The sequence below is a fragment of the Rhizobium sp. SG570 genome (assembly GCF_012275345.1).
GTDB classification, from domain to species: domain Bacteria; phylum Pseudomonadota; class Alphaproteobacteria; order Rhizobiales; family Rhizobiaceae; genus Rhizobium; species Rhizobium lusitanum.
In genome coordinates this window covers 124,669-146,224 of the sequence record NZ_JAAZQI010000006.1, presented here as the reverse complement: position 1 = coordinate 146,224, position 21,556 = coordinate 124,669, and the positions used below count along the sequence as shown (strand labels likewise).

Sequence of the window (21,556 nt, the reverse complement as noted above, 5' to 3'; positions counted from 1 at the left end):
TGCCAATTGAACATTTGGCCGACAATGCTCACAGGATTTGCACCGCTCTTGCCGTCGGGCCGAGCCTCGCCCATAAAGGCGATGAATCCGAGGCGAATTCAGGACAGGCATGAACGAAGACCATTCAAGCGGCGGGGCGCGCAGTTTCCGCCTGCATAATACCACGGTTCCAGCCCGTCCTCTCGAACCGGCGCTCTACCTTGTCGCCACGCCGATCGGCAATCTCGGCGATATCACGTTGAGGGCGCTGGAGACGCTGGCGGGCGCCGATGTTCTGGCCTGCGAGGATACCCGCGTCACCCGCGTCCTGCTCGATCGCTACGGCATCCAGAACAGGCCTTATGCCTATCATGAGCACAATGCCGATGAAGCAGGGCCGCGTCTGCTGCAGGCGCTGGAGGCCGGCCGTTCAGTGGCGCTGGTCTCCGACGCCGGCACACCGCTCGTCTCCGATCCCGGCTATAGGCTGGCCCGGCAAGCCATTGAGGCGGGATACAAGGTCGTTCCGATTCCGGGCGCCTCGGCGCCGCTGGCGGCTCTCGTCGGCTCCGGCCTGCCCAACGATGCCTTCTTTTTTGCCGGCTTTCTGCCAGCGAAAGACAAGGGCAAGAGGGACCGGCTGGCGGAGCTTGCGGGCATCCCCGCGACCCTTATCTTCTTTGAATCGCCGCATCGTATCGCCGCCACGCTTGCCGCCGCCGCCGATGTGCTCGGGACCGAACGCCCAGCCGCCGTCTGCCGCGAGCTCACCAAGACCTTCGAGGAATTCCGCCGCGGGTCGCTCGCCGACCTCGCCGCCTTTTACGACAAGGTCGACAACGTCAAGGGCGAAATCGTCTGGCTCGTCGGCCCGCCGGCGGAGAGCGTGACGGCCGAGGCTGATGTCGATGCCATCCTTGCCGACCTCGCGGGAACAATGCCGACGGCGAAGGCCGCAGCGGAAGCCGCCCGGCTGACCGGCCTGCCGCGCAAGGAGCTTTATCAACGGCTTCTCGACATGAAGGGGCCGCATGGGTGAGCCGGACGAAAGGCTGAAACGGCAGAAGGCCTGGCGGCGCGGCCATGTGGCCGAATATCTGGCGGCGGCCTTTCTGCTCTTCAAAGGTTATCGCATCCTGGCCGTCCGTCATCGCACCAAGCTTGGAGAGATAGACATCGTGGCCCGCAAGGGCGATCTCGCCGTCTTCGTCGAGGTCAAGTCCAGGCGAGGCGCGCAGGAGGCGATCGACGCCGTTTCCTTCTCTTCGCAAAAGCGCATCCGCGCCGCCAGCGACCTCTGGCTGGCGCGGCAACCGGATTTCGCCCGTCTGTCGCAACGCTACGACATCGTCGCCATGCTGCCCGGACGCTGGCCGCGGCATTTTCCGGATGCCTTTTGAGGACAGCGTTACAGGAACGTCACAAAATCAGCCTATTGGCGGGCGAAACGCGTTCGCGATCTTTTCGCCGGCGCTCTTCATCTCGTTTCGACAGGCTTCCCCATGATCCGCAGCACCGTTTCCGCTTTCTCCGTTCCTTCGCAAGAGGAGCGCAAAAGCTTCATATCGCTCGAAAAGACGCCGGCCGTTCACGCTGCTGTCCTGGCATCGCTTGCCTGCATGAATACGGTGCGGATCGGCGGCGCTGCGGCGAAGACTGGCGCTTTGTCCTTCCCCTTCACGGTCGCGGCCTGGAACCTCGAACGTTGCCTTTTTCCGGAGGAAGCCGCGGCCAAGCTGCGGACGACTGAAGCGCCGCTGGTGCTGCTTTCGGAGATGGACTACGGCATGGCCCGCACCGAGCAGCGTGACCCGACCGCCGTCATCGCCGGCGAACTTGCCATGAACTACGCCTATGGCGTCGAATTCCTGGAACTCAGTCTCGGCTCGGAAATCGAGCGTTCCTACTGCCGTGACGACTTCAACGAAAAAGGCTTTCACGGCAATGCTTTGATGGCTTCCGTTGCCCCCACGGATGCTTTCCTCTTCCGGTTGCCGGGTGAAGCCGTCTGGTTCAATGACGACAATGAGCAGCCGCGTGTCGGCGATCGCTGCGCCGTCGGCGCGATCGTCGGAACCGAGGCCGGCTCTTTCGTCGCCGTTTCGGTCCATCTCGAAAGTGTGGCAACTGCTGCCTATCGCGAGCGGCAGACGGCGGCGCTGATCGACGCCGTCGAGGCCTTTGCGCCCGGCCTTCCGATCCTGATCGGCGGCGATCTCAACACCGGCAATCATACCGGCGGCGACTTCTCGACCGATACTCTCTTCGCCATGGCTGAGAGCCGCGGCTTCGAATGCCATGGCGGCCCGCTCGATCAGACAAGCACGCGCCCAAGCCTTATCACCCGCTTTCCCGATCGCGCCATGAAGCTCGACTGGTTCCTGAGCCGGGGCCTGAAGATCAGCGAAAGCCATCTCGTTTCCTCGCTGAACGAGGACGGCAAGCCGCTTTCCGATCATGACATGATCGTCTGCACCATCGAGGGTTTTGCTGCCTGATCGTTGCAACCGTTAAAATGCGAGGTTTTTCCTGAACCGCGCCGTTACCTCTTCCATGCCATGAAGGTCGTGACGCGCATGGAATTGGGGGATTGCATGGTCTTGAAATTGATGTTGGCGAGCATGGCCGCATTCGCGGTTCGTGCCGCTCCGGTGGTGGCATTGCCACAATCGAAGAACTTCGTGGCCGGTTCTGCCGGTGAGATGGAAATGAAACCGGCGCCGATCGAACCGTCCTGGATTGTGGCCGGCGCGCCGGTCGCCCGCATTGCCGAGCATTCGCGCGGGCAGGACGATGCCGCGCTGACGGCGCTGTGGGATTGCACGGCGGGCGAGTTTCGCTGGTACTTCGGCTGGGACGAAACGGTGATGATCCTCGAAGGCGAGGTGCATATCACCACGGAGGACGGCGTCGAACGCACGCTCAATGCCGGAGACGTCGCCTATTTTGCCGGCGGCACATGGGCGACGTGGCGCATCGATCGCTATCTGCGCAAGGTGGCCTTCTGCCGCAAGCCGTTCCCGAAGCCGTTGACCATGGCCTATCGCCTGCGCAATCTCGTCAGGCAGGGCGGCACCCAGGGTCTTGCAGCCTGAGCGCGGCGAGCCTCTGCGGAAGCTCTTGAATAGCCGTTGCGTTTGAAGGCGGGCCGACCTACATCTGTCCGCGAATTCGAGCGAGGGCTGACTATGGCGAAGATTAGGAATGTCGCGGTCCAGATGGACCATGTCCGGGGCATCAACATTGCGGGCGATTCGACCTTCGCCATGAGCCTCGAGGCCCAGAACCGCGGCTACAAACTTTTCCATTATACGCCGGAACAGCTGAGCATGCGCGACGGCAAGGTCTATGCCTCCGTCGAGCCGATGATCCTGCGTGACGTCAAGGGCGATCATTTCGAGCTTGGCGAGCCGGAACGTGTCGATCTCTCAACCATGGATGTGGTGTTGCTTCGCCAGGATCCGCCCTTCGACATGGCCTATATCACCTCGACGCATCTCTTGGAGCGCATCCATCCGAAGACCCTCGTCGTCAACGATCCCGCCTGGGTGCGCAACTCGCCGGAAAAGATTTTCGTCACCGAATTCGCCGATCTGATGCCGAAGACGCTGATCACCCGCGATGCCGGCGAAATCCGCCGCTTCCGCGAGGAGATGGGCGACATCATCCTGAAGCCGCTTTACGGCAATGGCGGCGCCGGCGTTTTCCACTCGACGCGCGACGACCGTAATTTGTCATCTCTGCTTGAAATGTTCGGCCAGCTCTTCCGCGAGCCCTTCATCGCCCAGCAATACCTGCCTGACGTGCGCAAGGGCGACAAGCGCATTATCCTCGTCGACGGCGAGCCTGTCGGCGCGATCAACCGCGTGCCGGCCGAACATGACAGCCGCTCCAACATGCACGTCGGCGGTCGCGCCGAGGCCACCGAGCTGACGGCGCGCGAACAGGAAATCTGCGCCCGCATCGGTCCGGCGCTGAAGGCCCGCGGCTTCCTGCTCGTCGGCATCGATGTCATCGGCGACTATATGACCGAGATCAACGTCACCTCGCCGACAGGCATCCGCGAAGTGAAGCGTTTCGGCGGCGCCGATATCGCCAGCCTGCTCTGGGACGCGATCGAATCCAAGCGGGCCTGATCGGCGGATCTGTCCACTCATTCCAGCCCATGACCTGAGAAGCCGGCGCTTGGTCGCCGGCCGATTTATGATGTCTATGTTCATTTATTGTTCTTGTTTCATTCCTTGTCTTGTGCCAGATTGCAACCCATAGTTTGCTGGTCAGGGCAAGTAGCGGCAAACGAGTCCGATGACAGGGGGCAGGGCATGGTGGCGCGCGTCAGTACGGTTGCGTTTCAGGGTATCGAGGGCGTGCCCGTCGAGGTTCAAGTGATGATCGCGCCGGGCAAGGTGCTGATGCACATCGTCGGCCTGCCTGACAAGGCGGTGGCCGAAAGCCGCGAACGGGTCCAGGCCGCACTCCACGCCTCCGGCCTGGCGCTGCCGCCGAAGAAGGTGACGGTCAACCTTGCGCCGGCAGACCTGCCGAAAGAAGGCAGTCACTTCGATCTTGCCATCGCTCTCGGCCTGATGGCAGCCCTCGGCGCAATCCCGGCCGATGCACTATCCTCCTATGCCGTCATCGGCGAGCTCAACCTCGATGGCACGATTGCTCCCGTCGCGGGCGCCTTACCGGCGGCGATCGCCGCCAATGCCGTGGGCAAGGGGCTGATCTGCCCCGCCGAGAGCGGGCCGGAAGCCGCCTGGGCGGGCAAGGAGATCGATATTCTCGCGCCCCGCAGCCTGATCGCGCTCGCCAATCATTTCCGCGGCACACAGGTCCTGTCCCGCCCGGAGCCGTCGATCCGCGCCGCCGCCGCCAATCTGCCCGATCTTGCCGACATCAAGGGGCAGGAGAGCGCCAAGCGCGCGCTGGAAGTGGCGGCAGCAGGCGGTCACAATCTGCTTTTCGTTGGCCCGCCCGGTTCCGGCAAGTCGATGCTCGCCTCGCGCCTGCCGTCGATATTGCCGCCATTGTCGACGGCGGAACTGCTCGAAGTGTCGATGATCCATTCCGTCGCAGGCCAGCTTTCGGGCGGCAAGCTCTCCGACCGGCGGCCCTATCGCGCGCCGCATCATTCCGCCACCATGGCAGCGCTCGTCGGCGGTGGTCTGCGCGCCAGGCCCGGTGAGGCCTCGCTCGCCCATCACGGCATTCTCTTTCTCGATGAGCTGCCGGAGTTCTCACCGCAGGCGCTCGATGCGTTGCGCCAGCCGCTGGAGACCGGCGAATGCGTCATCGCCCGCGCGAACCATCGCGTTTCCTACCCCGCCGCCATCCAGCTCGTCGCGGCGATGAACCCTTGCCGATGCGGCATGGCCGGCGAACCGGGCCACACCTGCGCCCGCGGGCCGCGCTGCGTGAGCGATTATCAGGGACGCATTTCCGGCCCCTTGCTTGATCGCATCGATATTCGCATCGACGTGCCCGCCGTTTCCGCCGCCGATCTGATCCGGCCGACGACGGCGGAAAAGAGCGCCGATGTTGCGTTGCGTGTTGCTCGCGCCCGGGAGCGGCAGCGAGAGCGTTTCGAGAGCGCCGGCATGAAGGGGATCGTCACCAATGCCCGCTGCTCGACCGCGATGATCGAAACCATCGCCGAGCCGGATGCCGCCGGCCTGCAATTGCTGCGGGATGCGGCGGAGAAGATGAAGTTTTCGGCTCGCGGCTATCACCGCATCCTCAAGGTGGCGCGCACGCTCGCCGATCTCGACGACAAGCCGACCGTCGGGCGCATTCATCTGGCCGAAGCCATCTCCTATCGCATTGCTGGCGAGCGGCTGACCGCGGCTGCGTGAAACCCGCAAGGACCAGAAATGACAAAGGGCGCCGCGGCGCCCTCTGAATGCTTGGTAAGGGGGTAGGTCTTGTCAGCCGCCCAAACCTTCGAACAGCGCCGTCGAGAGATAACGTTCGGCGAAGGAGGGTATGATGACGACGATGGTCTTGCCTTCGTTTTCCGGGCGCTGGCCGACCTTGATGGCTGCCGTCAGCGCAGCACCCGAGGAGATACCGACCGGCACGCCTTCGAGCTTCGCCACGAGCCGGGCCAGCTGGAAAGCCTCGTCATTGGTGACGGTGACCACCTCGTCATAGACATGGGTGTCGAGGATCTTCGGCGCGAAGCCGGCGCCGATGCCCTGGATCTTGTGTGGGCCGGGATTGCCGCCCGAAAGAACCGGTGAATCCGCCGGCTCGACAGCGATGACCTTGACGTCAGGATTGCGGGCCTTCAGCACCTGGCCGACGCCGGTGATCGTGCCGCCAGTCCCGATGCCGGACACGAAGATATCCACCTTGCCCTCTGTGTCGTTCCAGATTTCCTCGGCCGTCGTCTTGCGATGGATTTCCGGATTGGCCGGGTTTTCGAACTGCTGCGGAATGATGGCGTCCGGCAGCGTTGCGGCCAGTTCCTCCGCCTTGGCGATGGCGCCCTTCATGCCTTTCGGCCCTTCGGTCAGCACCAGTTCGGCGCCGAGCAGCGCCAGCATCTTGCGGCGTTCGATCGACATGGTCTCCGGCATGGTGAGGATCAGCTTGTAGCCCTTGGCGGCGGCGGCGAAGGCGAGCGCGATGCCGGTATTGCCTGACGTCGGCTCGATCAGCACGGTCCTGCCGGGAGCGATCTTGCCCTGGCTTTCCAGGCTCTCGATCATGGCAACGCCGATGCGGTCCTTCACGGAAGCGATCGGATTGAAGAATTCGAGCTTTGCCAGGAGGTTGGCCTTGACGCCCTTCTCCTTCGCCAGCTTGTCGAGACGGACGATCGGCGTATCGCCGATGGTCTCGGTGATCGAGGCGTAGACGCGGCCGCGGCCTGGTTTGCGGGTGTCGGACATGGGTAGCTCTCCCTATATTTGAATTGTGGAGTGACAATAGGATCAAACGCCTGCGGAAACCAGAGTGCGCTCATTCTCCCGGCTTGTCGCCCGTGAGAAAAGAATCTCTCAAGAGGCCTCTTCAGAGAAGGTTTTTTCAGGCCGCGCGGGCGGCGATAAAGGCGGCCGTGCCGGCGAGAATGCTGGCGGCGACCCTGTTCAATATCTGCAGGGCTCTTGGCTTCTTCAGGAAGGTTCGAGCCCGCGAGGCAAGCAGCATGTAGGGCACGAGGACGACCAGAAGAACGATGAAGGTTGCAGCCAGCAGCATGGCATATTCACGCAGGCCGATACTGCCGATGTCGATGAGCGTCGGCACGAGCGCGACATAGAAGAGCATGGTCTTCGGGTTGCCGAGCGTCACCAGCAAGCCCGAGAGAAAGGCCATGCCGGCACCGTTCGATTTCTTCGCCACGACATCGGTCGACAGCAGACCGGCGGTCCAGAGCTTCCAGGCGATATAGCCGAGATAGAGGGCGCCGGCGATCTTGATGACGAGAAAGACCTCGGTAAAGGTCTGCGCCACGAAGGCAAGGCCAAGGACGACTGCCGTCAGATAGATGGTGTCGCCGAGCACGAGGCCAAGGCCCATGAAGAAGGTCTCGCGGAAGCCGGAGCCGAGCGCGCGGGCCACGATCGCCGTAATGCCCGGGCCGGGAATTGCCGCGGCGATGAAGAGAGCGCCGCAATAGGCGAGCAGGGATGCAAGCGTCATGGCAATTTCCTCCTCAGATGGTGCTTGCTCTATCGCACCACCTTTGCGTTTTCAAGCGATTGCGCTGATGCTGCGAACAGATTACCAAGGAGTTAACGGCGCGTCGAAACCGCTTTGCCCAAGGATATCATGTCTGCTGCATTGCTCCTGATCGATCTTCAGAATTCCATCCTGACCGGCCTCGGCAAGCCGGGCCGGCAGCCGGCGATCGATGCGGCGCTGGAGGCGGTCGTCGCAAAGCTTGCGGCGCTGAAGCACAGGGCGCGTGCCGCCGGCATCCCGGCCTTCATCGTCCAGCATGATGGCGGTCCGGGTCATCGCCTGGTCAAGCGCAGCGAAGGCTGGCAATTGCGCCGGGAAATCGCCCCCGAGGCCGGCGATGTGGTGGTGCACAAGGCGAGCTGCGATTCCTTCTTCGAAACCGATCTCGAGGCGAAGCTGCGGGCCCGAGGCGTTACCAGTCTTTTCATCGGCGGCTGCATGACGCAATTCTGCGTGGACACGACAGCGCGCCGCGCCGTTTCTCTCGGCTTCGACGTCTCGCTGATCTCGGATGGTCACACCACTGCTGACATGGGCAAGCTGGCATTCGAAGAGATTGTCTCCCATCACAATATGCTGCTTGACGGCTTCGATGCCGGGCCGCATGAAATCAACTTGATCGCGTCCAGCGAAATTCTCTTCTGAATTCCTTCATCCCGCCGCCGGAGCTCCCCGATGCCGCATCTGACCAGCATGATCGCCTTTGCCTTGATCGCTCTCGGCATGGTTTTGACCCCCGGGCCGAATATGATCTATCTGGTGTCGCGATCGATCTCGCAGGGGCCGGCGGCAGGGCTGATCTCGCTCGGCGGCGTGGCCTTGGGCTTCGTCTTCTACATGCTCTCGGCCGCGCTCGGCATCACCGCTTTCGTCCTCGCCGTGCCCTTCGCCTATGATGCATTGCGCCTGGCAGGCGCCGCCTATCTCGCTTGGCTGGCCTGGAATGCGCTGAAGCCCGGCGGTCGTTCCGCCTTTCAGGTGCGCGAGCTGCCGAAGGACAGCAAGCGCCGGCTGTTTTCGATGGGACTGGTGACCAGTCTGCTGAACCCGAAGGTCGCAGTGCTTTATCTTTCGCTGCTGCCGCAGTTCATCGATCCCGCCAACGGCAGCGTCTTCACGCAATCCGTCGTCTTCGGCTTCGTCCACATTGCCGTCAGCCTGACCTTCAATGCCATTTTCGCGCTGACCGCCGGTTCCGTCGCGCTGTTCTTCGTCCGCCGCCCGTCCTTCGCGCTGGTGCAGCGCTGGTTGATGGGCACGGTGCTGGCGGGCCTTGCCGTTCGTATGGCTTTCGAAGCGCAGCGTTGATGCGGAGGCTTCCGCTGCGGCTGGCCGCAGGCTTGCTTGCACTCGCATCATGCGGTTTTGTCTCCGCGGCTTCTGCGGCGGAGACGACGACGCGCACGATCGTTTTCCTGCGCCATGGTGAAAAGCCGGAGGCCGGTCTCGGGCAGCTGAGCTGTCAGGGGCTTAACCGCGCGCTCGCCTTGCCACCAGTGCTGACGCGGCTCTTCGGTCATCCCTCAGCGATCTTTGCGCCCGATCCATCGAAACGGAAGGAAGACTCCGGCGCCTCCTACGATTATGTGCGCCCGCTCGCGACCATCGAGCCCACCGCCATCGCACTCGGGCTGCCGGTCGATACCAGCTTCGGCTATGAGGATATCGACGGCCTGAAGGCCGCGCTCGAAAAGCCTGATTATGCCGGCAAGCTGATCTTCGTCGCCTGGGAGCACAAGCAGATTGTCGATCTCGCCCGTCAATTGATGAGTGAGAACGGCGGTGACGCCAAGGCGGTGCCGAAATGGCATGGCAAGGATTTCGACAGTCTCTATGTCCTGCATCTCGGCGGAGACGGGGCGAAGCCGAGCGCGAGTTTCGAGAAACTGACCGAGGGTCTCGACGGCCAGCCGGAAACCTGCCGGCAACCAGCCAAATAAGCCTAGAAGACCGGCCGCATGAAGCTGCGTTCATAGCTGACGATGCAGCGCGTTTCTTCGCCATAGGCAAAGGCGGCGCGGCATTCCGCATCCTCGGCCATCTCTTGCCGATAGTTCTCGTAGGCGGCAAGGCTCGGGAAGCTGAACAGCGCCAGCGCGATGTTATTGGCACCTTCATGCGGCATGAAATAGCCGTGATGCGTGCCGCCCAGCCGGTTGACGAGCGGGATCCAGAGCTTGGCGTAATGTTCGAATTGGGCGAGCTTGTAGGGATCGATCGTATAGCGCAGATAGCAGGTGATCATTTGGCTGTTCCCTTTGATAGACGCCCGCTTTTAGGACGGGGCAGGGGGATCGTCCAGCCGAGATTCATGCCCGCCGCAGCCCCCAGAATGACGACGGCACCGGTGATCTGCGTGACGCCGAGCACATGGCCGAAGGCGAGGCGATCGACGACGATGGCGGCGATCGGATAGATGAAGGACAGCGCGCCGGTAAGGTGTGTTGGCAGCCTCTGGATGGCGCCGTAGAGCAGCACGTACATCAGTCCGGTATGGACGATGCCCATGGTGACGAGGATGGACCATCCGCCGGCATCACGCGGGACGGCGGCGAAATCTGTGAAGGGAATAAGCATCAGGACGCCGGTGGAGACCTGGATAAGCGCGATCAGGTGCGGCGGCGTACCCTTCAGCCATTTCGCGGCAATTGCCGCCAGCGCGTAGAAGAAGGCAGCACTCAGCGAGAGCAGGATGCCGATCGCATAGCTTGCCGCGCCGCCCGTTTCCGTCGGCTTGCCCTCGACGATGACGACCATGCCTGCAAAGGCGAGGCCGAGCCAGAAGAGCTTTGTGAGCGTGATCTTTTCGCCGAGGAATAGCGCGCCGAGCCCGAGAAGCATGAAGGGCTGCGTGTTGTAGACGGTCGTGGCGATCGAGATCGAGGCGTGCGAATAAGCAGCGAAAAGCAGCAGCCAGTTGAGGACGATGGCGACCCCGCCGGCAACGGCGATCGAAAATGTTTTCGCGTTGAGCATGCCGGGGCGCAGCAGGCCCATGGCCGCGCAGACGACGAGAAGCGTCATCGCCCCGAAGAGGCAGCGCCAGAATACCACGCCGGTCACCGCCTGCCCCGACATCAGAACGAACCAGCCGATCGTCCCCGAAATCAGCATGGCCGCCGTCATTTCCATCGTACCGCGTCTTATCTCGCTCATTGCCATGGCTCCCGCTTGTGGGAGCAAATAATATTGCCAGGGAAGCCTTAATGATATAGTTTAGATAAGGAATTACGGCTATTTTTCCTAATTATATAAGGACAAAACATGGGTGTGCCTAATGCGGCGATCGATCTTGATGAGACGGACCAGCGGATGCTGGAGGCGCTGGCGCGCAACGCCCGGATCTCCTTGAAGGAGCTGGCGGAGGCGGCCGGCCTCTCGTCGCCGAGTGCTGCGGAGCGGCTGCGTCGGCTGGAAGAGCGCGGGATCATTTCGGCTTTCACGGTGGATATCGCGCCGGAGGCGATCGGTTACCCCATGCAGGCGATTGTCCGCATCCGGCCTCTGCCCGGGCAACTGCACGTCGTCGAGCGGATCATTCAGGAAACGCCGGAATTCATCGAATGCGACAAGGTGACCGGCGATGATTGCTTCATCGGCCGCCTGGTGGTGCGCTCCATGGGCGAGCTAGACGGCATTCTCGACAAGATCACCGAGCGGGCGGAGACGAATACGTCGATGATCAAGGCAACGCCGGTCAAGCGGCGCCTGCCGCCGCTTTCGCGCTAAAATTCCGCCATGGGCGAGAGCATGAGCGGCCCGGCAATATCGTCTGCCGCTTTGCCGCGCACCATCAGCATCGTGTAGCCCTCATAAGGCTCCAGCGATACCTCGCAATCCAGGCGATCCGGACAAAAGCAGATCTCGATGCGATCGGGTTGGAGATCAAGCGCGGACAAAATGATCGACAGGGACGGAATGGCCGTTCCCGCTACATCGAGAAGCCAGAAAGTTGCGCCATCAAATGTCCATGCAATCACCGCCTCATCCCCGATTGCCGTCAGGCGGATCGCAGGATTGAAGCAGGCATTCAGCAAAAACATCTCCATCTGCCTGATGACGGCAAAACGGGCGGAAACCGGCTGCCGACCTTGTAGAAGCGTCTTGATCAGGCGCAGATCATCAGGCGCTTCCAAGGAGAGCTGCCGGGCAGTCCAGTCGGATTTCTGGGGCTTCGGCGCCTGCGCAATGAAGACATGCTGCGGCAGGGTTCGAAAACCGTAACGCTCATACAGCGCCGGCTTGTCGGTGAGCAGGAGATCGAGTTCGTAACCCTCGGCTGAGGTTCGATCAAAGGCGCGCTGCATGAGGTTGCGATAAAGGCCGCGTTCGCGCCATTCGGGCCGAACCGCACCGGATTGATAGCCCGCCGCTTTGATGGCACGGCCATTGATCATCATCGGCATGGAGAAGGCGCTGAAGTTGGCGACGCAGCGACCGTCGGCATCGAAATAGCCGAACGGCATGCTGCTGGGATCAGGACCGCCGAATTGATCTTGCATGCCGACGTCGATGGAAAACGTGTCTTGCAAAAGATCGACTAGCCCCTTTCAGGCGAGGGGATCTGCAAAATAGTTCTGGCGAAGCGTCAGGCCATGCTGTCCGGCGGGATCCGTCATCACACGCCGGTGGAGCCGAAGCCGCCGGCGCCGCGCGCGGTCTCGCTGACTTCGGTGATCTCCGCAACACGCACTTGCGTGACCGGAGCGATGACCATCTGAGCGATTCGCATACCGCGCGTGATCTCGAACGGCTCTTCGCCAAGATTGACCAGTAGAGCGTTCACTTCGCCGCGATAGTCGCTGTCTATGGTGCCGGGCGAATTCAGGCAGGTGATGCCGTGCTTGAATGCAAGGCCGGAGCGCGGGCGGATCTGCGCCTCATAGCCTTCCGGAATCTCGAAGATAAAGCCTGATGGAACGAGCGCCCGTTTGCCGGGAGCGAGCGTCAGCGTTACGCCGTCCTTGAGGGCTGCGCGCAGATCCATGCCGGCTGCGCCCTTGGTCTCATAGGCGGGCATATCAAGGCCTTCGCCATGCGGCAGGCGGATAAGGTTCAGGGTCGGACGGGTGTCTGTGTGAATGGTCATGCGGCATTAGTTTGCGCTCGAACGGCCAAGGTCAATTGCAATCCAGCCTCTGAAACGCTAGATACGCCGCAATTCACAGGATTCACACGCATGGCCGAAAGTCTCGCCGAGGCGGTCTCCCGCCGCCGCACATTCGCTATTATCGCTCACCCGGACGCGGGCAAGACGACGCTCACCGAAAAGCTGCTGCTGTTCGGCGGCGCCATTCAGCTTGCCGGCGAGGTCAAGGCGAAGAAGGATCGCATCCAGACGCGCTCCGACTGGATGAAGATCGAGCGCGAGCGCGGTATCTCGGTCGTCACCTCGGTCATGACCTTCGAATATGAAGGCAATGTCTTCAACATTCTCGATACGCCCGGCCACGAAGACTTCGCCGACGACACCTATCGCACGCTCACCGCCGTCGACGCCGCCGTCATGGTCATCGATGCCGCCAAGGGCATCGAGCCGCGGACGCTGAAGTTGTTCGAAGTCTGCCGCATGCGCGATATCCCGATCATCACCTTCATCAACAAGATGGACCGCGAAAGCCGCGATCCCTTCGAAATTCTCGATGAGGTGGAAGAAAAGCTGGCGCTGGACACGGCGCCGATCACCTGGCCGATCGGCCGGGCGAAGAGCTTTTGCGGCTCCTATCATCTGGCCGACAACACCGTGCGCGGCTCAGACAGGGAAATCGAACCGACCCACGTCAACGGCCCGCAAGCCGTTGCCGACAGGCTACCGGAAAACGAGCGGCAGGCCTTCATCGACGAAACGGAACTGGCGATCGAAGCCTGCCGTCCCTTCGATCGGCAATCGTTCCTCGAAGGTCATATGACGCCGGTCTTCTTCGGCTCGGCGTTGCGCAATTTCGGCGTTCGCGATCTCATCAATGCGCTCGGCGAATTCGCGCCGCCGCCGCGCGATCAGGTCGCCGATATCAGGACGGTTCACGCAACCGACGACAAGATGACGGCCTTCGTCTTCAAGATCCAGGCCAATATGGATCCGAACCACCGAGACCGCATCGCCTTTGCGCGCATCTGCTCGGGCAAGCTGGAGCGCGGCATGAAGGCGCGTCTGTCGCGCACTGGCAAGCAGCTCGGCCTGACCGCGCCGCAATTCTTCTTCGCCTCGCAGCGCCAGCTTGCAGATACGGCCTATGCCGGTGACGTCGTCGGTATTCCCAACCACGGCACGCTCCGCATCGGCGATACGCTGACGGAAGGCGAACCGCTGGTCTTCCAGGGCGTGCCGAATTTCTCGCCGGAAATCCTGCGCCGCGTGCGTCTCGAGGATGCCATGAAGGCGAAGAAGCTCAAGGAAGCGCTGCAGCAGATGGCCGAGGAAGGCGTCGTACAGCTCTTCTCGCCGGAAGACGGCTCGCCCGCCATCGTCGGCGTCGTCGGTGCACTGCAGCTCGACGTGCTGAAGGAGCGGCTGATGGGGGAATACGGCCTGCCGGTTTCCTTCGAGATGTCGCGTTTCTCCGTCTGCCGCTGGGTATCCGCCGACCAGGCGGCCGACCTCGAAAAATTCGTGACCGCCCGCCGCGGCGATATCGCCCGCGATCTCGACGGTGACCCGGTTTTCCTCGCCCAGGATGGTTTCTCCCTGCGATACGAGGCAGAACGTTATCCGGCTATCAAAATGGTCGCCATCAAGGAATATCACGCCGTCAAGGCGGCGTGATATTTGCGACCATTGCTCTGCCGCTGTCCGCTCTACTGAGCGGCGTTCATCGGTTCGACGTGTTTGGCTTTGGAATAGTGTTGTCGCGATGTTCCATCCAATATAGCGCTATGCCATAGTGCCGCCCCGGGATCTCTTCGATCATAGCGGGCGACTTTCATGATGAAATTTTTTGCGGTTCTTGCTCTGGCATTTGTCGGACTATTGCCTGTTCCGGCCGAGGCACGAATCATCACCGACGCGGCGGGGCGTACGGTATCGGTGCCGGACAAGATCAACCATATCCTGGTTGCCGGGCCGCCGGCCGCCGTGTTGGTCTATGTTCTCGCACCGGAGAAGCTGGTCGGCTGGGTTCACGCCCCCGATGATGCCGCGAAAGCCTATCTGATGCCGTCGGTGCGCGCGCTTCCGACCATTGGGCGCCTGACGGGCAAGGATGGCACGATCGGCTCGCAGGCCGTGACGGACGCCAAGCCGGATATCATCCTCGATGCCGGCACGGTCGATCCCACCTACAAGGCGCTGGCCGACAAGGTGCAGGCCGAGACCCATATTCCCTATGTCCTTATCGACGGCAGCTTTGGCCGCACCGGCGACACACTTCGCGATGTCGGTGCTCTCATCGGCGTCGAAGATCGTGCCAACAAGCTTGCGGATTATGCCGATTCGGCAATCAAGGATCTGAACGACAAGCTGGCGACATTGCCGAGCGATCCGCGGCCGCGCGTCTATTACGGCCGCGGCGCCGATGGCTTGGAGACGGGATTGTCAGGCTCGATCAATCTCGAGATCCTCGATGTCGTGGGTACGATGAACGTCGCGGCCGCCGCCGGCAAGGGTGGATTGACCAAGGTGACGCCGCAGCAGGTCGTCGGCTGGAATCCGGATATCATCATCGCCGATGACCCAAATTTCGCGGCGTCGGTGAGGAGTGATCCGCAATGGGCAGGCATCAAGGCCGTCAAGGATGGCAAGATCTTCGTGCCGCCGTCCCTGCCTTTCGGCTGGTTTGATTCGCCGCCCGGCGTCAACAGGCTCCTCGGCGTGCGCTGGTTGGAAAGGCTGCTCTATCCGAAGCTCTTCAGAAGCGATTTCGCCGGCGACGTGAAGACGTTCTACAAGCTGTTCTATCAGGTCGATTTGACGGATGCTCAACTGGCCGCCCTGCTGAAGGGCGTGAAGTAACCGGCACCGGTGAAGGAGGCAATCCATGGTCCGTGAGAACGAGATTCGCGAAAACGAGGTGGCCGTCGAGCCACCTACGGCATCGGATGCCGGTCTCACCTTCATCGGCCGCATCTCCACGCCCTGGACATCCTGCATGGAGACGCCGCGCCAAGGCCGGCATGACGGGCCGCTGTGCCGGATCGAGATTTTCGAGCCCTGGGTGCCGGCGCTGACGGGCGTGGAGGCTTTCGAGCGCCTGGAAATTCTCTATTGGCTGGATCGTTCGCGCCGGGATCTCGTGCTGCAGAGCCCGGCGAGCAACGGCAAGGTGCACGGCACCTTCTCACTGCGCTCCCCGGTTCGGCCCAATCCCATCGGCACATCGATCGTCAAGCTCGAAGCCGTGGAGGGTGCCGTATTGCTGGTGCGTGGGCTCGATTGCCTGGACGGGACGCCCTTGCTCGATCTGAAGCCGGATCGGACGCTGTTCAAGCCGATCGCGCCGCCGCAGCCCGGAGATTTCCAGACCGGCGACGGCGGGACGGCGCATTACTGCCAGAAAGCCTAGGCATCTTCCCGCAAGTTACGGAACAACGGCCTTTGCGACGGATCATGCCCGCTTCTGGTATCAGTCGACGGCGACCATGACGTCGGATGCCTTGATCACGGCATAGGCCGCTGATCCCACAGTCAAGCCCAGTTCGTCGACCGCCTCGTTGGTGATCGAGGAGGTAACGATGGAGCCGTTGCCGATATCGATGCGGACATGAGCCGTCGTCGCGCCCTTGGTGATCTCGACGATCTTGCCCTTGAGACGGTTTCTTGCGCTGATTTTCATGGATATTTTCTCCGTTGTGCCGGCGCGACGATATCGTCTCGGTTTGCGGCGGGCTACCCCCCGAGATCCTACTCGCCGCGCGGAAAGCGCTTGTTCTCCTCCAGGACGTTGAGATCCATGTGGTTGCGCATGTATCGTTCCGAGGCCTTCTGCAGCGGCTGATAATCCCAGGGATAGTAGGCGCCGTTGCGCAGCGCCGCGTAGACGACCCATCGACGCGCCTGGCTTTCGCGCACCGCCGCGTCGAAGCTCGCCAGGTTCCAGCGCTCCATGGCCTGCGCGGTCAATCGGTGCAGCGTTTCGGCATGGGCGGGATCGCCGGCGAGATTGGTCATTTCCTTCGGATCGGCCTCGACATCGAAGAGCATCGGCGGGTCCTTGTCGCACAGCGTCAGCTTATATCGGCCATCGCGCAGGCCGACGAGCGGAGCTTCGGACCCTTCCGCGGCATATTCCATCGGCACGAGACTGCGGCTTCCGGTTCCAAGGGCAAGCGGACCCAGGTCCTCGCCATCGGTCCAGCGGCGCAACGATGTGATATCGAGCCCGGCCAAGCCGGCGAGCGTCGGCGTCACGTCGAGCGTCGAAACCGGCTGATCGATCCGTCTCGGCTGCCAGCCGGGTGCCATGATCATCAGTGGCACGCGCGCGGAGCCTTCGAAGAAGTTCATCTTGAACCAGAGGCCGCGTTCGCCGAGCATGTCGCCGTGGTCTGAGACGAAGAGAATGATGGTGTTGTCGGCCATGCGGCCGCGCTCCAGCGCCTCCAGTATCTCGCCGATCTTTTCGTCGACATAGGAGATATTGGCGAAATAGCCGCGCCGCGCCCGGCGTATCTGCTCCGGCGTGATGTCGAAGGCGGTATGATCGCATGCCTTCATCAGCCGCTGGGAATGCGGATCCTGCTTGTCGAAGGGGATTTCGCCGACTTCGGGGTCAAGCGCCGGGCAATCCTCATAAAGATCCCAGAAGCGGCGCCGCGCAACATAGGGATCGTGCGGATGGGTGAAGCTGACCGTCAGGCACCAGGGCCGCTCGTCCTGGCCACGCGAGAGATCGTAGAGCTTGCGGGTGGCGTGATAGGCAACCTCGTCGTCATATTCCATCTGGTTGGTGATCTCGGCGACGCCGGCCCCGGTCACCGAGCCGAGATTGTGATACCACCAGTCGATGCGTTCGCCGGGCTTGGTGTAGTCAGGTGTCCAGCCGAAATCGGCGGGATAAATGTCGGTCGTCAGCCGCTCCTCGAAGCCGTGCATCTGATCGGGACCGACGAAATGCATCTTGCCTGACAGAGCCGTCTGATAGCCGGCGGCGCGTAGATGATGAGCGAAGGTGGGGATATCGGAGCAAAATTCCGCTGCATTGTCATAGACGCGCGTGCGGCTCGGCAACTGGCCGGACATGAAGGAGGCCCGCGCGGGGGCGCAGAGCGGGCTTGCCGTATAGCTGTTGGCAAAGCGCACGGAGCGTTGCGCCAAGGCTTTCAGAACCGGCGCATGCAGAAACTCGGCCGGCCCGTCGGGAAACAATGTCCCGTTGAACTGATCGACCATGAGAATGAGGATATTCGGGCGCGACATGTAAGTGTTTTCCTTGGAAATCAGAGGCCGGCTGCGAGCCAACCCATGGCGGAAATGCGCATGACGATAGCTCCCTTCTTGCTATTGGATTATTTTATTGAACATCACTAGCGTTCCTGCTGTAAAGCGGGCATTTTTTGATGGATGCCAAAAGGAAATTCTATGGCTGAACGTTCGGTCGATCTTGGCTGGCTGCGAATTTTCCTGGAGGTCGGGCGCTCCGGCAGCCTGTCTTCCGCGGCCCTGGCGCTTGGCCTGACGCAGCCGGGCGTCAGCTACCAGATCCGCCGCATCGAGGAGCAGATGGGCGTGTCCCTGTTCCACCGCCAGCATCGCGGCGTCAAGCTCTCGCCTGAGGGACAGCGTCTGTTCGAAATCGTCGAGAAGGCAGTCGGCGGCGTCGATATGCTGGTGCGCAGCTTTCGCGCAGAGGCGGAGCGCCCTTCGGTCAGGCTACGAACCGACTACGCCTTCTCAGCACTTTGGCTGATTCCCCGTATGCATGCCTTCCGGCTGCTTCACCCTGAAGTGGATATCCAGATCGTCGCGACGCAGCGGCTCGATCGCGGCGCACCGGAAAGCAGCGATATCGTCGTTGTTTTCGGCGCACGAAACGAGTTCGGTCCGGGAGCAACGCTGCTGTTGCCGGAAAAGGTCGTGCCGATCTGTACCCGTGGCTTCGCAGATCGCCACGGCCCATTCACCGATCCCTCGCAACTGGCGCGCGCCACGCTCGTGCATCTCGATTCCGATATGCCGTCGCCATGGTTCGACTGGGAAAGCTATCTTGCGGCATTCGGCATTGCCCGCGACAGCTATGCCGGCCGTGGCGACCTGCGCTTCAATACCTATTCCCTGGTCGTGCAGGCAGCACTCAGCGAGCAAGGTGTGGCGATCGGCTGGATGGGCCTCATCGATTCGCTTCTCACCGCACGTACGCTGGTGACGGCAGGTCCGATGCTGGAAGCACCGGGGCGCGGCTATTGGCTCTTGCCGCCGGCAGCGCCGAGCCTGCATGCGGAGCGGCTGGCTCAATGGCTGCTGTCGGAAGCGGCCATTGCGCAGACGCGATCGCTTACTCTGCCGTAAGATCGGTCAGAAATGTCTCGCACCAGTGCAAGACATCGTGTTCCAGCAGGTAGTCCATCATGCCGCGCCACCGTTCCTGTCGCTCCTGCAGCGGCATGTTGACGGCGCGCGCCAATGCGTTGGCGGTACCATCGACGTCATAGGGATTGACCAGCAAAGCACCGTGCAGCTTGCGCGCCGCGCCGGCAAACTGTGACAGCACCAGCACGCCGGGATCTTCCGGATCCTGCGCCGCGACATATTCCTTGGCGACGAGGTTCATGCCGTCGCGCAGCGGCGTCACCAATCCGACCTTGGCGAGCCTGTAGAGACCGGCCAGTATCGGGCGGCTGATCGAGCGGTTGATATAGCGGATCGGCACCCAGTCAACTGTGCCGATGGCGCCGTTGACCCGGCCGGCCTGTTCGGCGACGGCGTGCTGCATCGCCTCGTATTCCGGCACTTCCGAGCGCGATTTCGGGGTGATCTGCAGATAGGTGACGCTGCGCTGGTGAGCCGGATTGTTGGTGATGAACCGCTCGAAGGCGTCGATGCGCTGCGTGATGCCCTTGGAGTAATCGAGCCTGTCGACGCCGAGGATCAGGTCGCGGCCTTCGATGCTCTTTCGCGCCTTTTGCACCATGCTGTGCGACGCGGCCTTGCGGGCGAAGGCGGCGAAGCCTGCCGTTTCGATGCCGATGGAATAGGCGCCGCCGCGGAAGTCGTGGCCGTGGGCGTTGAAATGGCCAGGACTTTTCTCGATGCCCATGCCCTCGCGCTTCAGGCAGCCCGCGAAGTTTTCAAGATCATGATCGGTCTGAAAGCCGAGCAGGTCGTAGGAGGTGAGGCCGCGCATGATTTCTTCATGCACCGGCATGGCTTGCACAACGTCTGCCGGCGGCCAGGGAATGTGCAGGAAGAAACCGATGCGGTTTTTCAGCCCCATCTGCCGCAGCTCGGCCGCCAGTGGAATGAGGTGATAGTCGTGAACCCAGATAACGTCGTCGGGTTTGATCAACGGCGCAAGCCGGTGGGCAAAGAAGCGGTTGACCCGGAAATAGCCGGTCATTTCCTTGCGGGCATATTCCGCAAGATCGAGCCTGTAGTGGCAGATCGGCCAGAGCACACGGTTGGCAAAGCCCTGGTAATATTCCTCGACGTCGGTCTGGGTCAGATCGGTCAGGGCATAGGTGATATTGCCGTCCTGCGTCATCTGCAGCGGCTCCGGCTCAGCCTCGCCGCTCGATTTGCCGGACCAGCCCATCCAGACGCCGCCGCGTTCGGCAAGGGCTGCCTGCAGCGCCACGGCAAGGCCGCCCGCAGCTGCGGCACCCTTGTGATCGGGCACGGAAACGCGATTGGAAACGATGATGAGACGACTCACGGATTATTCCTTTCAAGAGGGCTGGGAGGGCGCCGCAATGATTGGGAGATTATTTGACGAGCGTTCCCAGCACGTCCCTTAAACGCGCAGGCGAGCCAATGGATGCACGTGCCAGCGTTTTTCCGTTGCCGTCGCCGATGCGCACGGATTGACCGCCCAGCCGGTTGGCGGCGGCGAACATCGTCTCATCGGTCACGTCGTCGCCGATCGTGACTGGACGGCGCCCCTCGAAAGGAGCCTCACCGAGGAATGCCTCGATGGCGTGCCCTTTGCTGGCATGGGCAGGGCAGATTTCAACCACCATCTTGCCGTGCTGCAGGCTCCAGTCGGGGCCGGCATCCTCAAGGTGGCGCTGCATCGCCGCGGCGATCTCGGCTTCACTCCCAGGCGCATGCCGAAAGTGAACCGCAACGGCGGCACCCTTGTCCTCGACGATAGCGCCCGGCCAGGCATGGGCCTCGCGGGCGATGGTCTGCTTCATCTGCTGGAAGGCAGGCGGAATATGCGTGCGCCGCAGCCGTCCGGCCGCATCGCGCCGCTCCGCGCCGTGCAGGCCGGCAACCGGAAAACGGAAAGGCGCAAACAGCGGATCGACAAATTCGATCGAGCGTCCCGTCACCAGCGCCAGCGCGCCGCCGAGCTGGCGGGAAAGCGCATGGAGCGTAGCGGGAAGATAGTCCGGTATGACGATCGCCTCGGGCCTCTCGGCGAGATCGAGCAATGTTCCATCGATGTCGAGGAACAGGGCCCAGTCCCGAGGATACAGTGAGAGTGCGGTGAGTGCCGGCTCTTTGAGCGGCCTCGGTTCGGCTTCGCCCTGATCGGGCTGTTCCTGAGAAGACATGTATAGTTAGCTAAGGCGCTGTTCCCATTCGGCAAGGAAAAAAACGAACTTGTTATGGATCAAGGTCGGCAGCGATCTGCTGAAATCGTCAGGATACTGATGCCCAGGAATGCAAAAAGGGGCCGCGTTAGCGACCCCCCATGAGCTTTGGCCCGTAACTGGCCTGAAGCGCCAGGCGCTTCCGGAAGGCGTTGATCAGTGCGAGGGCTGCCTCGCAACGTTCACGACCATTTCCATG

24 protein-coding genes are annotated in these 21,556 nt (G+C 62.1%); 14 read left to right on the top strand and 10 right to left on the bottom strand.

The genetic code is table 11. The annotated features are described in order from the left end of the window. Positions 1 to 109: 109 nt before the first annotated feature. From rsmI to FHT28_RS14475, 6 genes are all read left to right on the top strand, one after another. Complete coding sequence (rsmI, locus tag FHT28_RS14500; RefSeq protein WP_168596575.1) at positions 110 to 1,018, top strand: 16S rRNA (cytidine(1402)-2'-O)-methyltransferase; 909 nt, start codon at positions 110 to 112, stop codon at positions 1,016 to 1,018. Beyond that, on the top strand, positions 1,011 to 1,379 hold the full coding sequence (locus tag FHT28_RS14495; protein WP_047556286.1) for a YraN family protein: 369 nt from the start codon (positions 1,011 to 1,013) through the stop codon (positions 1,377 to 1,379). Before rsmI ends, FHT28_RS14495 begins: the two co-directional genes overlap by 8 nt. A 102-nt stretch (positions 1,380 to 1,481) precedes the next feature. Beyond that, positions 1,482 to 2,477 (top strand): endonuclease/exonuclease/phosphatase family protein, encoded by a 996-nt coding sequence (locus tag FHT28_RS14490; RefSeq protein ID WP_168596574.1) that lies wholly within the window; start codon positions 1,482 to 1,484, stop codon positions 2,475 to 2,477. 96 nt (positions 2,478 to 2,573) lie between these two features. Continuing rightward, the gene (locus tag FHT28_RS14485; protein WP_173410299.1) at positions 2,574 to 3,074 is read left to right on the top strand and encodes a cupin domain-containing protein; all 501 of its coding nucleotides are present in this window, start codon (positions 2,574 to 2,576) and stop codon (positions 3,072 to 3,074) included. A 93-nt stretch (positions 3,075 to 3,167) separates the two neighbouring features. Beyond that, a complete protein-coding gene (gene gshB, locus FHT28_RS14480) occupies positions 3,168 to 4,115 on the top strand; it encodes a glutathione synthase (protein WP_047556282.1) in 948 nt (315 codons plus the stop codon). A gap of 186 nt (positions 4,116 to 4,301) precedes the next feature. Next, on the top strand, positions 4,302 to 5,834 hold the full coding sequence (locus tag FHT28_RS14475) for a YifB family Mg chelatase-like AAA ATPase (protein WP_047556280.1): 1,533 nt from the start codon (positions 4,302 to 4,304) through the stop codon (positions 5,832 to 5,834). A gap of 72 nt (positions 5,835 to 5,906) precedes the next feature. On the opposite strand, the gene cysK is transcribed toward FHT28_RS14475, so the two are convergent. Together cysK and FHT28_RS14465 are read right to left on the bottom strand one after the other, a co-directional pair. After that, positions 5,907 to 6,875 carry a cysteine synthase A gene (gene cysK / locus FHT28_RS14470; RefSeq protein WP_047556278.1) on the bottom strand — a complete coding sequence of 323 codons (969 nt, stop codon included), beginning with the start codon at positions 6,873 to 6,875 and terminating at the stop codon, positions 5,907 to 5,909. Between the two features lie 136 nt (positions 6,876 to 7,011). After that, positions 7,012 to 7,629, bottom strand: coding sequence for a LysE family translocator (locus FHT28_RS14465; protein WP_168596573.1), 618 nt, complete (start codon positions 7,627 to 7,629; stop codon positions 7,012 to 7,014). Positions 7,630 to 7,758: 129 nt separating this feature from the next. On the opposite strand from FHT28_RS14465, the gene FHT28_RS14460 reads away from it, so the two are divergent. Genes FHT28_RS14460 through FHT28_RS14450 form a run of 3 tightly spaced genes read left to right on the top strand, consistent with a single transcriptional unit; the run spans position 7,759 to position 9,611 of the window. Further along, complete coding sequence (locus tag FHT28_RS14460) at positions 7,759 to 8,316, top strand: cysteine hydrolase family protein (RefSeq protein WP_168596572.1); 558 nt, start codon at positions 7,759 to 7,761, stop codon at positions 8,314 to 8,316. Between the two features lie 30 nt (positions 8,317 to 8,346). Further along, positions 8,347 to 8,979: a LysE family translocator gene (locus tag FHT28_RS14455; RefSeq protein WP_037202919.1), complete on the top strand. Its 633-nt coding sequence runs from the start codon at positions 8,347 to 8,349 to the stop codon at positions 8,977 to 8,979. Then, on the top strand, positions 8,979 to 9,611 hold the full coding sequence (locus tag FHT28_RS14450) for a hypothetical protein (RefSeq protein ID WP_168596571.1): 633 nt from the start codon (positions 8,979 to 8,981) through the stop codon (positions 9,609 to 9,611). The genes FHT28_RS14455 and FHT28_RS14450 overlap by 1 nt, the downstream gene beginning before the upstream one ends. A gap of 2 nt (positions 9,612 to 9,613) precedes the next feature. Here the strand turns inward: FHT28_RS14450 and FHT28_RS14445 are convergent, their stop codons facing one another. Then, positions 9,614 to 9,916: an NIPSNAP family protein gene (locus FHT28_RS14445; protein WP_037202923.1), complete on the bottom strand. Its 303-nt coding sequence runs from the start codon at positions 9,914 to 9,916 to the stop codon at positions 9,614 to 9,616. Beyond that, positions 9,913 to 10,827, bottom strand: a complete 915-nt coding sequence (locus FHT28_RS14440) for a DMT family transporter (RefSeq protein WP_168596570.1) — start codon at positions 10,825 to 10,827, stop codon at positions 9,913 to 9,915. The genes FHT28_RS14445 and FHT28_RS14440 overlap by 4 nt, the downstream gene beginning before the upstream one ends. A gap of 108 nt (positions 10,828 to 10,935) precedes the next feature. Here FHT28_RS14440 and FHT28_RS14435 point away from each other — a divergent pair, with 108 nt between their 5' ends. After that, positions 10,936 to 11,400 carry an Lrp/AsnC family transcriptional regulator gene (locus FHT28_RS14435; protein ID WP_168596569.1) on the top strand — a complete coding sequence of 155 codons (465 nt, stop codon included), beginning with the start codon at positions 10,936 to 10,938 and terminating at the stop codon, positions 11,398 to 11,400. Here the strand turns inward: FHT28_RS14435 and FHT28_RS14430 are convergent. Further along, positions 11,397 to 12,173 (bottom strand): GNAT family N-acetyltransferase, encoded by a 777-nt coding sequence (locus FHT28_RS14430; RefSeq protein ID WP_348644985.1) that lies wholly within the window; start codon positions 12,171 to 12,173, stop codon positions 11,397 to 11,399. The genes FHT28_RS14435 and FHT28_RS14430 overlap by 4 nt on opposite strands. A 116-nt stretch (positions 12,174 to 12,289) precedes the next feature. Further along, positions 12,290 to 12,760 (bottom strand): dUTP diphosphatase, encoded by a 471-nt coding sequence (gene dut / locus FHT28_RS14425; protein ID WP_037202928.1) that lies wholly within the window; start codon positions 12,758 to 12,760, stop codon positions 12,290 to 12,292. A 90-nt stretch (positions 12,761 to 12,850) separates the two neighbouring features. On the opposite strand from dut, the gene FHT28_RS14420 reads away from it, so the two are divergent. The 3 genes from FHT28_RS14420 (at position 12,851) to tsaA (ending at position 16,169) form a co-directional block, all read left to right on the top strand. Next, on the top strand, positions 12,851 to 14,434 hold the full coding sequence (locus FHT28_RS14420) for a peptide chain release factor 3 (RefSeq protein ID WP_168596568.1): 1,584 nt from the start codon (positions 12,851 to 12,853) through the stop codon (positions 14,432 to 14,434). A 159-nt stretch (positions 14,435 to 14,593) separates the two neighbouring features. Continuing rightward, a complete protein-coding gene (locus tag FHT28_RS14415) occupies positions 14,594 to 15,619 on the top strand; it encodes an iron ABC transporter substrate-binding protein (RefSeq protein WP_168596567.1) in 1,026 nt (341 codons plus the stop codon). A 25-nt stretch (positions 15,620 to 15,644) separates the two neighbouring features. Next, positions 15,645 to 16,169 (top strand): tRNA (N6-threonylcarbamoyladenosine(37)-N6)-methyltransferase TrmO, encoded by a 525-nt coding sequence (gene tsaA / locus FHT28_RS14410; protein ID WP_168596566.1) that lies wholly within the window; start codon positions 15,645 to 15,647, stop codon positions 16,167 to 16,169. Between the two features lie 60 nt (positions 16,170 to 16,229). Here tsaA and FHT28_RS14405 read toward each other — a convergent pair whose 3' ends face one another. Both FHT28_RS14405 and betC read right to left on the bottom strand, forming a co-directional pair. Next, positions 16,230 to 16,439 (bottom strand): molybdopterin-binding protein, encoded by a 210-nt coding sequence (locus FHT28_RS14405; RefSeq protein ID WP_034489026.1) that lies wholly within the window; start codon positions 16,437 to 16,439, stop codon positions 16,230 to 16,232. Between the two features lie 68 nt (positions 16,440 to 16,507). Further along, positions 16,508 to 18,022, bottom strand: a complete 1,515-nt coding sequence (gene betC, locus FHT28_RS14400) for a choline-sulfatase (RefSeq protein ID WP_168596565.1) — start codon at positions 18,020 to 18,022, stop codon at positions 16,508 to 16,510. A gap of 162 nt (positions 18,023 to 18,184) precedes the next feature. Here betC and FHT28_RS14395 point away from each other — a divergent pair, with 162 nt between their 5' ends. Further along, the gene (locus FHT28_RS14395; RefSeq protein ID WP_047556262.1) at positions 18,185 to 19,111 is read left to right on the top strand and encodes a LysR family transcriptional regulator; all 927 of its coding nucleotides are present in this window, start codon (positions 18,185 to 18,187) and stop codon (positions 19,109 to 19,111) included. Here the strand turns inward: FHT28_RS14395 and otsA are convergent. Together otsA and otsB are read right to left on the bottom strand one after the other, a co-directional pair. After that, positions 19,098 to 20,474 carry an alpha,alpha-trehalose-phosphate synthase (UDP-forming) gene (otsA, locus tag FHT28_RS14390; protein ID WP_168596564.1) on the bottom strand — a complete coding sequence of 459 codons (1,377 nt, stop codon included), beginning with the start codon at positions 20,472 to 20,474 and terminating at the stop codon, positions 19,098 to 19,100. The genes FHT28_RS14395 and otsA overlap by 14 nt on opposite strands. 49 nt (positions 20,475 to 20,523) lie before the next feature. Then, positions 20,524 to 21,318, bottom strand: a complete 795-nt coding sequence (gene otsB, locus FHT28_RS14385) for a trehalose-phosphatase (RefSeq protein WP_037202938.1) — start codon at positions 21,316 to 21,318, stop codon at positions 20,524 to 20,526. Positions 21,319 to 21,556 lie beyond the last annotated feature (238 nt).